This is a genomic window from Citrobacter sp. Cpo071, assembly GCF_030332765.1.
Taxonomy (GTDB): Bacteria; Pseudomonadota; Gammaproteobacteria; order Enterobacterales; family Enterobacteriaceae; genus Citrobacter; species Citrobacter portucalensis.
Window position 1 is genome coordinate 162,365 of sequence record NZ_JAOWHE010000085.1, and the last position, 13,599, is coordinate 175,963.

The 13,599-nt window shown below is 53.0% G+C and carries 12 protein-coding genes; 9 read left to right on the forward strand and 3 right to left on the reverse strand.

Going from position 1 to position 13,599, the window contains the following annotated elements; all coding sequences use genetic code 11:
* Positions 1-7 precede the first annotated feature (7 nt).
* The 9 genes from fabG to ptsG all read left to right on the forward strand — a co-directional run bounded on the left by fabG (position 8) and on the right by ptsG (position 8,720).
* Positions 8-742, forward strand: a complete 735-nt coding sequence (gene fabG, locus OGY09_RS17895; protein ID WP_003036255.1) for a 3-oxoacyl-ACP reductase FabG — start codon at positions 8-10, stop codon at positions 740-742.
* 154 nt (positions 743-896) lie between these two features.
* Positions 897-1,133, forward strand: a complete 237-nt coding sequence (gene acpP, locus OGY09_RS17900) for an acyl carrier protein (RefSeq protein ID WP_000103754.1) — start codon at positions 897-899, stop codon at positions 1,131-1,133.
* Between the two features lie 85 nt (positions 1,134-1,218).
* On the forward strand, positions 1,219-2,460 hold the full coding sequence (fabF, locus tag OGY09_RS17905) for a beta-ketoacyl-ACP synthase II (RefSeq protein ID WP_003036260.1): 1,242 nt from the start codon (positions 1,219-1,221) through the stop codon (positions 2,458-2,460).
* Positions 2,461-2,595: 135 nt separating this feature from the next.
* Positions 2,596-3,405, forward strand: coding sequence for an aminodeoxychorismate lyase (gene pabC / locus OGY09_RS17910; protein WP_032942963.1), 810 nt, complete (start codon positions 2,596-2,598; stop codon positions 3,403-3,405).
* A 2-nt stretch (positions 3,406-3,407) separates the two neighbouring features.
* Complete coding sequence (gene yceG, locus OGY09_RS17915; protein WP_032942964.1) at positions 3,408-4,430, forward strand: cell division protein YceG; 1,023 nt, start codon at positions 3,408-3,410, stop codon at positions 4,428-4,430.
* Positions 4,420-5,061: a dTMP kinase gene (gene tmk / locus OGY09_RS17920; RefSeq protein ID WP_003832189.1), complete on the forward strand. Its 642-nt coding sequence runs from the start codon at positions 4,420-4,422 to the stop codon at positions 5,059-5,061. The genes yceG and tmk overlap by 11 nt, the downstream gene beginning before the upstream one ends.
* A complete protein-coding gene (holB, locus tag OGY09_RS17925; protein WP_032942965.1) occupies positions 5,058-6,062 on the forward strand; it encodes a DNA polymerase III subunit delta' in 1,005 nt (334 codons plus the stop codon). The genes tmk and holB overlap by 4 nt, the downstream gene beginning before the upstream one ends.
* A gap of 10 nt (positions 6,063-6,072) precedes the next feature.
* The gene (locus OGY09_RS17930; protein ID WP_032942966.1) at positions 6,073-6,870 is read left to right on the forward strand and encodes a metal-dependent hydrolase; all 798 of its coding nucleotides are present in this window, start codon (positions 6,073-6,075) and stop codon (positions 6,868-6,870) included.
* Between the two features lie 416 nt (positions 6,871-7,286).
* A complete protein-coding gene (ptsG, locus tag OGY09_RS17935) occupies positions 7,287-8,720 on the forward strand; it encodes a PTS glucose transporter subunit IIBC (protein WP_003836725.1) in 1,434 nt (477 codons plus the stop codon).
* 55 nt (positions 8,721-8,775) lie between these two features.
* On the opposite strand, the gene OGY09_RS17940 is transcribed toward ptsG, so the two are convergent.
* The 3 genes from OGY09_RS17940 to shiA form a co-directional block, all read right to left on the reverse strand.
* Complete coding sequence (locus OGY09_RS17940) at positions 8,776-10,554, reverse strand: aminopeptidase P family protein (protein ID WP_032942968.1); 1,779 nt, start codon at positions 10,552-10,554, stop codon at positions 8,776-8,778.
* A gap of 15 nt (positions 10,555-10,569) precedes the next feature.
* Positions 10,570-12,024 (reverse strand): AMP nucleosidase, encoded by a 1,455-nt coding sequence (locus tag OGY09_RS17945; RefSeq protein WP_032942969.1) that lies wholly within the window; start codon positions 12,022-12,024, stop codon positions 10,570-10,572.
* 118 nt (positions 12,025-12,142) lie between these two features.
* Entirely contained in the window at positions 12,143-13,459 is a 1,317-nt protein-coding gene (gene shiA / locus OGY09_RS17950; protein ID WP_003832199.1) for a shikimate transporter, read from the reverse strand.
* Positions 13,460-13,599: the final 140 nt, after the last annotated feature.

Consider the following 13,599-nt stretch of genomic DNA (forward strand, 5'->3'; position numbering starts at 1 on the left):
GAAGACCATGAGTTTTGAAGGAAAAATCGCGCTGGTTACCGGTGCAAGCCGTGGCATTGGCCGCGCAATTGCTGAGACACTTGTTGCCCGTGGCGCGAAAGTTATCGGTACTGCTACCAGCGAAAGCGGCGCGCAGGCCATTAGCGATTACTTAGGTGCAAATGGTAAAGGTCTGATGTTGAATGTGACCGATCCGGCATCTATCGAATCTGTTCTGGAAAATATTCGCGCAGAATTTGGTGAAGTCGATATCCTGGTCAATAATGCCGGGATTACTCGTGATAACCTGTTAATGCGCATGAAAGATGACGAGTGGAACGATATCATCGAAACCAACCTGTCATCTGTTTTCCGTCTGTCAAAAGCGGTAATGCGAGCTATGATGAAAAAGCGTCATGGGCGTATTATCACTATCGGTTCTGTGGTTGGTACCATGGGAAATGCGGGTCAGGCTAACTACGCTGCGGCGAAAGCGGGTCTGATCGGCTTCAGTAAATCACTGGCGCGCGAAGTTGCGTCTCGTGGCATTACTGTAAACGTTGTTGCTCCGGGCTTTATTGAAACGGACATGACGCGTGCGCTGTCTGATGATCAGCGTGCGGGTATTCTGGCGCAGGTTCCTGCGGGTCGCCTCGGTGGCGCTCAGGAAATCGCCAGTGCGGTTGCATTTTTAGCTTCTGACGAAGCAAGTTACATCACAGGTGAGACTTTGCACGTCAACGGCGGGATGTACATGGTTTAACCACGATGAAAAATATTTGCGTTATTGTAGGTCTTGGCCTCAAAATAACGTAAAATCGTGGTAAGACCTGCCGGGATTTAGTTGCAAATTTTTCAACATTTTATACACTACGAAAACCATCGCGAAAGCGAGTTTTGATAGGAAATTTAAGAGTATGAGCACTATCGAAGAACGCGTTAAGAAAATTATCGGCGAACAGCTGGGCGTTAAGCAGGAAGAAGTAACCAACAATGCTTCCTTCGTTGAAGACCTGGGCGCAGATTCTCTTGACACCGTTGAGCTGGTAATGGCTCTGGAAGAAGAGTTTGATACTGAGATTCCGGACGAAGAAGCTGAGAAAATCACTACCGTTCAGGCTGCCATTGATTACATCAACGGCCACCAGGCGTAAGTGAACATCTCCAGGCGGTCATTCGACCGCCTGAGTTTTATCTTTTTATCCCACTTGAATTATTTTCCCTCCCTGGAGGACAACCGTGTCTAAGCGTCGTGTAGTTGTGACCGGACTGGGCATGTTGTCTCCTGTCGGCAATACCGTAGAGTCTACCTGGAAAGCTCTCCTTGCCGGTCAGAGTGGCATCAGCCTGATCGACCATTTCGATACTAGCGCCTATGCAACGAAATTTGCTGGCTTAGTAAAGGATTTTAACTGTGAAGACATTATCTCGCGCAAAGAACAGCGCAAGATGGATGCCTTCATTCAATATGGAATTGTCGCTGGCGTTCAGGCCATGCAGGATTCTGGCCTCGAAATTACGGAAGAGAACGCTCATCGTATTGGCGCCGCTATCGGCTCTGGTATTGGCGGTCTCGGTCTTATCGAAGAAAACCATACCTCACTGGTAAACGGTGGACCGCGTAAGATCAGCCCGTTCTTCGTTCCGTCGACGATTGTTAACATGGTGGCTGGTCACCTGACCATCATGTACGGCCTGCAAGGGCCAAGCATCTCCATTGCGACCGCCTGTACTTCAGGCGTGCATAACATCGGTCATGCCGCACGTATCATTGCATACGGCGATGCAGACGCGATGGTTGCGGGTGGTGCTGAAAAAGCCAGTACGCCGTTGGGTGTGGGTGGCTTTGGCGCGGCACGTGCACTGTCTACGCGTAATGATAACCCGCAAGCGGCAAGCCGCCCATGGGACAAAGAGCGTGACGGCTTTGTGCTGGGCGACGGTGCTGGCATGGTGGTACTGGAAGAGTACGAGCATGCGAAAGCGCGCGGTGCAAAAATCTATGCTGAAGTCGTTGGCTTCGGTATGAGCAGCGATGCTTACCACATGACGTCGCCACCGGAAAACGGTGCAGGCGCTGCGCTGGCAATGGTCAACGCACTGCGCGATGCGGCTATCGAAGCGGGTCAGATTGGCTATGTCAACGCGCATGGTACGTCTACGCCTGCAGGCGATAAAGCTGAAACCCAGGCAGTGAAATCTGTCTTTGGCGATGCGGCAAGCCGTGTGATGGTAAGCTCCACCAAATCCATGACCGGACACCTGTTGGGTGCGGCGGGCGCGGTAGAGTCTATTTTCTCTATCCTGGCGCTTCGCGATCAGGCTATTCCGCCAACCATCAACCTGGATAACCCGGATGAAGGTTGTGACCTGGACTTCGTACCTCACGAAGCGCGTCAGGTTAGTGGTCTGGAGTATGCGCTGTGTAACTCCTTTGGCTTCGGTGGTACCAACGGCTCTTTGATCTTTAAAAAGATTTAAGTCCGTCAGGTGATGCGCTAGCATCGATAGCAAATTGAAAAGGTCCGCTTGTCGGGCCTTTTTTTATTCGGTTTTCCGCCCTTGTCCTGTGTTACTCATCCTGCCAAACTAGCGGACCAGAAATAAGGAGCCACCATGTTCTTAATTAATGGCTGCGAGCAAGATATGCTGGCCGCAAGCGATCGAGCGACCCAATTTGGTGATGGCTGTTTTACCACTGCCTGTATTATCGACGGTGAAATCCCTCTCTTTGCAGCGCATCTTGAGCGTTTACAAGACGCTTGCCAAAAACTGCTGATCTCTTTTGAAGATTGGTCCGAGCTGCAAAATGAAATGAAAATGCTGGCGAAAGGGCACGTACGCGGTGTGTTGAAAGTGATTATCAGCCGTGGCAGTGGGGGCCGGGGTTACAGTGGCAAAAATTGTCATAGTGCCACACGCATCCTCTCCGTTTCAGCCTGGCCCGATCATTACGATCGTTGGCGGCAAGAAGGCATTACGCTGGCGCTAAGCCCAGTGCGGCTGGGACGTAATCCACTGCTTGCCGGGCTTAAACACCTGAATCGACTGGAGCAGGTGTTGATTCGCTCTCATCTTGAACAGACGGACGCCGATGAAGCGCTGGTTCTTGACAGCGAGGGATGGGTTACGGAATGCTGTGCGGCTAATTTGTTCTGGCGTAAAGGCGATGTGGTTTACACGCCCCGGCTGGACCAGGCTGGAGTGAACGGTATTATGCGACAATTCTGTATCCGGATGCTGGCACAATCGCCATTCAGTATTGTCGAAGTGTATGCCGGGTTGGAGGAGGTAATGCAGGCTGATGAAATCGTCGTCTGTAACGCGTTAATGCCCATTATTCCCGTGCGTGCCTGTGGCGACACGTTGTTGTCTTCACGTTTGTTATTCGATTATTTAGCCCCACTTTGTGAGCACCCGAATTAGTCATGAAAAAACTGTTACTTGTTGTCCTGTTATTGCTGGTTGTGCTGGGCATTGCCGCTGGAGTGGGAATGTGGAAAGTTCGCCATCTGGCGGACAGCAAATTATTGATTAAAGAAGAAACGATTTTTACGCTGAAAGCGGGAACGGGCCGTCTGGCTCTCGGCGAACAGCTGTATGCAGACAAAGTTATCAATCGTCCGCGCGTGTTCCAGTGGCTGCTGCGTGTGGAGCCCGAGCTGTCGCATTTTAAGGCCGGAACATATCGCTTCACGCCTGACATGACGGTGCGGGACATGCTGCAACTGCTGGAAAGCGGCAAAGAGGCGCAGTTCCCGTTACGTCTGGTTGAAGGGATGCGCCTGAGCGATTACCTCAAACAGCTGCGTGATGCCCCGTATATCAAACATACGCTGAGCGGCGATAGCTATGAGACCGTGGCCGAGGCGCTGAAGCTTGAAAACCCGCAATGGGTAGAAGGCTGGTTCTGGCCAGATACCTGGATGTATACCGCCAATACTACTGACGTAGCGTTACTAAAACGCGCGCATCAGAAAATGGTTAAAGCGGTGGATACTGTCTGGGAGGGACGCGCTGATGGCCTGCCTTATCAGGACAAAAATCAGCTGGTAACCATGGCTTCTATTATTGAAAAAGAAACTGCGGTTGCCAGCGAGCGCGACCAGGTGGCTTCGGTCTTTATTAACCGCTTACGTATCGGTATGCGTTTACAAACCGATCCGACCGTGATTTACGGGATGGGTACACGGTATAATGGCAAATTGTCGCGTGTGGATTTAGACACCCCGACCGCCTATAACACCTATACCATTACGGGACTGCCGCCAGGCCCGATTGCCATGCCGGGAGAGGCTTCATTGCAGGCCGCGGCGCATCCGGCAAAAACGCCGTATCTCTATTTTGTGGCTGACGGTAAAGGCGGCCACACGTTTAACACCAATCTTGCCAGCCATAACCGGTCCGTGCAGGATTACCTGAAAGTGCTTAAGGAAAAAAATGGGCAGTAACTATATCGTCATTGAAGGCCTGGAAGGCGCCGGAAAAACCACCGCGCGTAACGTGGTGGTGGAGACACTTGAGCAACTCGGTATTCGTGACATGGTTTTCACCCGTGAACCTGGTGGAACGCAGCTGGCTGAGAAACTAAGAAGTCTGGTGCTGGATATTAAATCGGTCGGTGACGAGGTCATTACCGATAAAGCCGAAGTTCTGATGTTTTACGCGGCGCGTGTACAGTTGGTCGAAACCGTTATTAAACCTGCACTGGCGAAAGGCGCGTGGGTAATTGGCGATCGTCACGATCTGTCGACCCAGGCGTATCAGGGCGGCGGACGCGGTATCGATCAAAACATGCTGGCAACCCTGCGTGATGCGGTGCTTGGTGATTTTCGCCCGGACCTGACGATCTATCTGGATGTGACGCCAGAAGTCGGGTTGAAGCGTGCCCGTGCCCGCGGCGAGCTGGATCGTATTGAGCAGGAATCTTTCGACTTCTTTAATCGTACTCGCGCGCGCTATCTTGAGCTGGCTGCCAAAGACGTCAGCATTCGTACTATAGACGCTACGCAGCCGTTGGAGGCTGTGATGGCTGATATCCGTCATACCATCACCCAATGGGTGAAGGAGCAGGGCGCATGAAATGGTACCCATGGTTACGACCGGATTTTGAAAAACTGGTAGCCAGCTACCAGACGGGTCGTGGTCACCATGCGTTACTGATTCAGGCGTTACCCGGAATGGGCGACGACGCGCTGATTTACGCCCTCAGCCGCTATTTAATGTGCCAGCAGCCGGAAGGGCATAAAAGCTGTGGACAGTGCCGCGGCTGTCAGCTAATGCAGGCGGGGACGCACCCTGACTACTATTCGCTGCTGCCGGAAAAAGGCAAAAGCACGCTCGGGGTTGATGCGGTACGCGAAGTCAGTGAAAAGCTGTACGAGCATTCGCGTCTCGGCGGTGCGAAGGTCGTGTGGATCCCGGATGCTGCCCAGTTAACCGATGCTGCCGCCAACGCCTTGCTGAAAACGCTGGAAGAGCCCCCGGCACAAACCTGGTTTTTCCTCGCCAGCACAGAGCCAGCTCGCTTGCTGGCGACATTACGCAGTCGTTGCCGGTTACATCATCTTGCGCCACCTCCGGAGTCGTATGCGATCTCCTGGCTTGCTCGTGAGGTGACTGCGTCGTCAGAAGCGCTGCTTAGCGCGTTGCGCCTGAGCGCAGGTTCGCCTGGCGCGGCACTTACGTTGTTACAGGCTGAAAGCTGGGCGCACCGCACAGATTTTTGTGCGGCACTGGTGAACACATTAAACGCAGGCGACTGGTATATCTTGCTCGCGGTGTTAAACCACGATCAGGCTGCCACCCGTTTACACTGGCTGGCAACGTTGTTGACCGATGCGTTGAAACGTCCGTATGGGGTTTCCCATTTAACGAATCCTGATGCGTTGGACCTGATATCTTCTATCGCAGAACGGTTATCCGTTGCCCAGATACAGGCGATACTCGGTGACGTTTGTCATTGTCGTCAGCAACTGCTGAACGTAACAGGCGTAAACCGTGAGCTGGTGTTAACCGATCTTATTCTTCGTATTGAGCATTACCTGCAACCAGGCACCGTACTGCCTGTTCCCCATCTTTGAGAGAGACATTATGTTTTTAGTCGACTCACACTGCCATCTTGATGGCCTGGATTATCAATCTCTGCATAAGGACGTGGATGACGTGCTGGCAAAAGCGGCCGCACGTGATGTGAAATTCTGTCTTGCCGTCGCGACCACCCTGCCAGGATATCGCAGTATGCGCGAACTGGTCGGTGAGCGTGACAATGTCGTTTTCTCTTGCGGCGTGCATCCGTTAAATCAGGATGAAACCTATGATGTTGAGGACCTGCGTCGTTTTGCCGACGAAGAGGGGGTTGTGGCGATGGGAGAAACCGGGCTGGACTATTTTTACACGCCGGAAACAAAGGTGCGCCAGCAGGAATCTTTTATCCACCATATTCAGATCGGCCGTGAGTTACAGAAGCCGGTTATCGTGCATACCCGCGATGCGCGAGCCGATACGCTGTCTATTCTGCGCGAAGAAAAAGTGACGGATTGTGGCGGCGTACTACACTGTTTTACAGAGGACAGAGAAACGGCGGGCAAATTACTGGACCTTGGATTCTATATCTCGTTTTCCGGCATCGTCACGTTCCGAAATGCAGAGCAGCTCCGTGATGCCGCCCGCTATGTTCCTCTGGACCGGTTATTGGTCGAGACGGATTCTCCCTACCTTGCGCCTGTACCGCATCGTGGAAAAGAGAACCAGCCCGCCATGACTCGTGACGTTGCAGAGTACTTGGCCGTAGTGAAAGGTGTTGCCGTTGAAGAACTGGCGCAGGCAACCACTGATAACTTTGCCCACCTGTTTCACATCGACGCTTCTCGCCTGCAATCTGTTCGTTAACTGACTTTTTTTAAAGCTCGTAATTAATCACTAATGCGAGTAAAGTTCACCGCCACAAAATGGGCGGTGAATAATCAGTTTGACACATTCAGAAACGCATTTTATCGGAATGTGCGGATTTTGCGGCCATTCACGACTGAACTGTGATAGCCGTCAAACAAAAACAAACTGAATTATTTTACTCTGTGTAATAAATAAAGGGTACTTAGATGCCCTGTACACGGCGAGGTTCTCCCCCCTCGCCAATGCGTGAGAACGTAGAATACACAAAGTCAATCAAGCTGCATCAAGGCGGCAAGTGAGTGAATTGCAGGAGCTTACTAGAGTAAGTGTCTGGGATGAACGAGCGCAGCCCGCGCTGAGGCGGTTTGAAGGATGAAGTGTATAAGCACAAATACTCAGGAGCACTCCTAATTATGTTTAAGAATGCATTTGCTAACCTGCAAAAGGTCGGTAAATCGCTGATGCTGCCGGTATCCGTACTCCCGATTGCAGGTATCCTGCTGGGCGTCGGTTCCGCTAACTTCAGCTGGCTGCCAGCCGTTGTATCGCACGTAATGGCAGAAGCAGGCGGTTCTGTTTTTGCGAACATGCCGCTGATTTTTGCTATCGGTGTTGCGTTAGGCTTCACTAATAATGACGGTGTATCTGCACTGGCATCCGTTGTTGCTTACGGAATCATGGTTAAGACCATGGCTGTTGTTGCGCCGCTGGTTCTGCATTTACCTGCTGAAGAGATCGCCGCTAAACACCTTGCTGATACGGGTGTTCTCGGGGGGATTATCTCCGGTGCGATTGCAGCGTATATGTTCAACCGTTTCTACCGTATCAAATTGCCTGAGTATCTTGGCTTCTTTGCGGGTAAGCGTTTCGTTCCTATCATTTCTGGTCTGGCTGCCATCTTCACAGGTGTGGTTCTGTCCTTCATTTGGCCGCCGATTGGTACTGCTATTCAGACGTTCTCTCAGTGGGCTGCATACCAGAACCCGGTCGTGGCGTTCGGTATCTATGGCTTCATTGAACGCTGCCTGGTACCGTTTGGTCTGCACCATATCTGGAACGTTCCATTCCAGATGCAGATCGGTGAATACACCAACGCTGCGGGCCAGGTGTTCCACGGTGATATTCCTCGCTATATGGCGGGTGACCCGACTGCGGGCAAACTGTCCGGTGGCTTCCTGTTCAAAATGTACGGTCTGCCGGCTGCTGCTATCGCTATCTGGCACTCTGCTAAACCAGAAAACCGCGCGAAAGTGGGCGGTATCATGATCTCCGCGGCGCTGACCTCGTTCCTGACCGGTATTACCGAGCCGATCGAGTTCTCCTTCATGTTCGTGGCGCCGATCCTGTACATCATCCACGCGATTCTGGCTGGTCTGGCATTCCCGATCTGTATCCTGCTGGGTATGCGCGACGGTACGTCGTTCTCCCACGGTCTGATCGACTTTATCGTTCTGTCCGGTAACAGCAGCAAACTGTGGCTGTTCCCGATTGTCGGTATCGGTTATGCGATTGTTTACTACACCATCTTCCGTGTGCTGATCAAAGCGCTGGACCTGAAAACGCCAGGTCGTGAAGATGCTACCGAAGACAGCAAAGCAGGTGCGACCGGTGAAATGGCTCCGGCTCTGGTTGCTGCATTCGGCGGTAAAGAAAACATCACTAACCTCGATGCGTGCATCACTCGTCTGCGTGTCAGCGTGGCTGACGTTGCTAAAGTGGATCAGGCTGGCCTGAAGAAACTGGGTGCGGCAGGCGTTGTGGTAGCTGGTTCCGGTGTTCAGGCTATCTTCGGGACTAAGTCCGATAACCTGAAAACTGAAATGGATGAGTACATCCGTAACAGCTAAGCAGTAAGAAGTTGGGGAGAACTAAGGCAGCCTGCGGGCTGCCTTTTTTATTGCATTAATTAGCCTGAACGCGAATCGGTGCGGTGGCGGCGAACAGCCAGGGACGTGCCTCTGCGTTCACGCGCGGGGATAGCGTCTCTCTGACCTGCTGGTGGTAATCATCAATCCACTGTTTCTCAGCATCACTCAGCAGATGCAGTTCGACCAGATTCAAATCAATCGGTACCAGCGTCAGCGTTGAGAAACGACAGAAACCAGGACGACTGTTGATAATCTCCACCTGATTCTCAATACGGATCCCATATTGTCCGGCCAGATAATAACCCGGCTCGATGGTGATGATGTTGCCTGCGACCAGTGGCCACGGGTTTACTTTTTTGGCGATGCGATGGGGTTGCTCATGAATAAGCAACTGGTGACCCACGCCGTGTCCCGTACCATGATCAAAATCCAGACCCAGCTCCCACAACGCCCGGCGGCTAAAAGCATCCAGTTGATGGCCCTGAGTCCCGCAGGGAAACTGCAGCGAAATAAGCGACAAAAAGCCTTTCAACACGGCAGTGTAATGCAGGCGACGTTGCGGATCCTGTGGGCCAAACGCGAGGGTACGCGTCGTATCCGTTGTACCATTGTGGTACTGGCCACCGGAATCATTCAGATACATGGCCTGTGAGGTAATTGGCGTATTGGTTTTTTCACTGGAGTGGTAATGGCACATTGCGGCATTGCTGGCAGAGGCCGAAATCGTGCTGAAACTTTGCTCGATAAATCCCGGCTGTTGCTGGCGAAATTCCAGTTGCTTGGCCTGCGCTTCCAGCTCGGTGACCGGATTGCCTGCCGCTTCGCGCAAAGGAACTTCATGGGCCAGCCAGGCAAGGAAGTTTACCCAGGCTGCGCCATCTTGTTCATGGCATTCCCGATAGCCTGCCAGTTCAACGTCATTTTTGTGGGATTTCATCAGAGTGATGGGATCGGGCGCCCAAAGAACGTTGCCACCGTGTTCTTCAATGGCAAAACGCAATGCGACCGGGGCGTAGTCTTTATCGACCAGGAAACGCTTCCCATTAGCTAATTGCTGGCAGCGAGTCAGAAAATTCTCTTGCGGGGCCAGAGTAAGCGTATCCAGCAGTGATGCGGGGAGCTGTTGCGTTTTATTGCTATCCACAAACCATTCCAGCTCACCGCTGCGATGGAGCAGGGCAAACGAAAACGGCACTGGTACCATGGACAGATCCGAACCACGCACATTCAATAACCAGGCAATGTTATCCGGCAGAGTAATTGCCAGCACGTCAGCCTGGTGTTGAGCGAGTTGTTCCACGACGCGGGCACGCTTTTGCGTGCTGCTTTCCCCGCTGATTTCAATGGGCATTTCACGAATGATGCCGCAGGGTGCTGCCGGGCGGTCTAGCCATACCTGGTCAAAAGGATCTTGCTCAAGAGGCACCAGCTCGCAGTGGGTTGCCGACAGTGCTTCAAACTGACTATTGACCATCAGCATTGGTTCAAAGCCGATACGTTTACCTGCTGCAACATGAGACTGCAAATAGTCGGCCAGCGGCTCATCGTGTAAATGATGAATTTCAAAATCATCCAGCGAGACTTCATTGCGTACCTGGACCTGATAGCGTCCATCGACAAACATTAACGCGCGATCCCGAAGGACCAACGCGAGGCCAGCAGAGCCGCTAAAACCGGTCAGCCAGGCTAGTTTATTGTCATGCGGCGTACAATCTTCACTTTGATGAGCATCGGCGCGCGGAACAATCATGCCATCCAGCCCCTGCGCTATCAGCAGGTTGCGCAGGGCGGAAAGAGGAGTTGAGTTGTGCATAGTTACCTTCAGGTCTTAACGGAACGGCGGTTCGTTGAATGTACGTAATTTACGGGAGTGCAGTCGGTCGCCTTCAGCACGCAAACGATCGATAGCCCGGATACCTATTTGCAGATGCTCAGAAATGGCACCTTCATAAAAACGGTTGGCCTGACCAGGCAGTTTGATCTCACCGTGCAGCGGCTTGTCGGAAACGCACAGCAGCGTGCCGTACGGAACGCGGAAACGATATCCCTGGGCGGCGATGGTGGCGCTTTCCATATCGATAGCCACCGCGCGGCTGAGGTTAAAGCGTAGCGCAGAAGCGGAATAGCGTAGCTCCCAGTTGCGATCGTCAGTGGTGACGACGGTACCGGTACGCAGGCGTTGTTTAACCTCTTCGCCGGGCATACCGCTGACTTCTTTGGTAGCGTCATACAGTGCGCGCTGCACTTCCGCGATGCTCGGAATTGGAATATCTGGCGGCAGTACGGCATCCAGCACGTGGTCGTCACGCAGATAAGCATGGGCCAGAACATAGTCGCCAATCGCCTGGCTTTCACGCAGCCCGCCACAGTGACCAATCATCAGCCAGACATCAGGACGCAGTACGGCCAAATGATCGCAAATGGTTTTGGCGTTAGACGGGCCAACGCCGATATTGACCAGCGTGATCCCCTGACCGTCGGCGGTGATTAAATGCCAGGCGGGCATCTGGTGTTTCTTCCAGGCGAGATCGGAGATCGCTTCTTCAGGCGCTTCAGTTTCAGCGGTGATCCAGATCCCGCCCGCACAAGAAAGCGCGATATACGGGCTGTCCGGGTCGAGGATCTGGCTGCAACCCCAACGCACAAACTCATCGACGTAGCGGGTGTAGTTGGTGAACAGCACAAACGGCTGAAAATGTTCAACCGGTGTTCCCGTGTAGTGGCGCAGTCGCGCCAGCGAAAAATCTACTCGTCGGGCGTCGAAGTGCGACAACGGGGAGAATTCCGCCGGATGATAGGTACCGTCGGCTGTTTCATCGCCAATCTGTGACAGCTCGGTTGTGGGGAAGTGGCGCGTTAGGCCGGCACTCATCGAGCGGTCGAGCGTCAGTTCAGAACCGTCAATGACATACGGATAGGGGATTTCATGCTGCGACGGCTCAACGGAGATATGCGCATCATAATCCTGATACAGCAGCGTGAGTTGTTCTTCAAGATACGGACGAAAAAGCGACGGACGGGTAATCGTAGTGGTGTAGCAGCCCGCATGGGTAAAACGACCATAGGCGCGGGTTTTAGGGGGATTGGTGGCGCTGCCATCCCAGGTGACACACAGTGATGGGTAAACAAAAAGACCGTTATGGCGGGCGATTACGTCAGGGAGCGTCCCTGTTTCAATATACTTACCAATGGCGCTACGCAGTGCTTTTACCGACTGCTCGTACAGCGCGTCCAGTTTATCCAGTGCCTGAGCCGGGGTCAGGCTGGAGCCCTTATTGTTCATGTCTGTCTCCTTGTTCCTCAGATGTACAGCTCTCCCGATAGTATGTCACAGGAATGTGAAACAAAAGTCAGACGTTGAGGAAGATTGTGCGAAGACCGGACGGCCTCCGCACCCGGGCTTAACCGTGCTGCTTATCCCGCATCAGCAATGCTGTAGTGGCGGAAATAAGACAACCCGCCATCAGATAAATGGCCACACTGTGCCAGTCTCCGCCGGAGAATGTTACCAGCGCAGCAGCAATGAAGGGGGTAAAACCGCCGCCAACCACGCTTGCTACCTGATAACCAACGCCCGCACCGCTGTAGCGATAGCTTGCGCCAAACAAACCGGTAAACATAGGTTGCTGCACGCAGACCACCATATCGTGTGCAATGTTGGCTAACATAATTGCGAAAAACACGATCCAGAAAATGGATTGCGCTTCTAACGCCATAAAGAACGGGAATGCGCTGAGCGTCCCGACCAGTGCGCCGGTAATGTAAACGCGCCGGCGACCAAAGCGGTCGGCGAGCCAGGCAAAGCAGGGAATGGTCAGACAGCTCAGTCCACCTACCAATAAGCCGATATTCAGAAACAGTTCGCGAGGTAAGCCCAGATTCTGCGTGGAGTAATTTAGGGCAAACGCGGTGACGATATACATCGTCAGCAGTTCACACAGGCGCAGAGCGATAATTTTCAAAAAGGCACCTGGATGACGGATTAACGCCTCGACTACCGGTAGTCTCTTTTTCTCTGGTTGCGGTGCCTGCTGCTGCTGTTCGAATTCGGCTGATTCATCCATTCGGTTACGCATCCACAACGCGCCCAATACCAGCACGATGCTGAACAGGAATGGAATACGCCAGCCCCAACTCAGGAACTGCTCATCGGTGGTTTGCGAGCTAATCAGCGAGACCAGACCGGTAGAAAGCAGTAGCCCGACGCCATAACCGACCTGAACACCGCTGCTGTAGAAGGCTTTTTTATTTTTCGGCGCGCTTTCGACCGAGAGCAACGCCGCCCCGCCCCATTCACCGCCAACGGCAAATCCCTGGATAGCGCGCAACGTCACCAGCAGCACAGGTGCCCACCAGCCAATGGTGTCAAAGGAAGGAATAATCCCTATAAGTGCAGTGGCGATCCCCATCATCCAGACGGTGAGCATCAGCATACGTTTACGCCCCAGGCGGTCGCCGAAGTGGCCGAAGATCACCCCGCCTAGCGGGCGGAACAAGAATCCGACGCCAAAGGTGGCAAATGCGGCAAGTGTCCCCATCGCCGGGCTGACTTGCGGGAAGAACTCGCGGTTAAAGACCAGTGCGGCAGTGATGCCGTAAAGCAGAAAATCATACCAGTCGACCACGGCACCCGCGAAGCTACCAAGCGCAGCGCGTCGGGCGCGGTTAAGTGAAGAGGCGTCCTGTTGGGGACCCGTGGAGGTGAGGGAGGAATCCATAGTTATCCTGTCTGTACTGTTTTTTAGTTATTAGTATTTGAGTTGGGTTACACACATTGCAGTCGCAATATTAACGACCGTTATGAGATTACCGCGACAGACGGGAAGTGAAAACGATTATCTCCCTCATCTGATGGCAA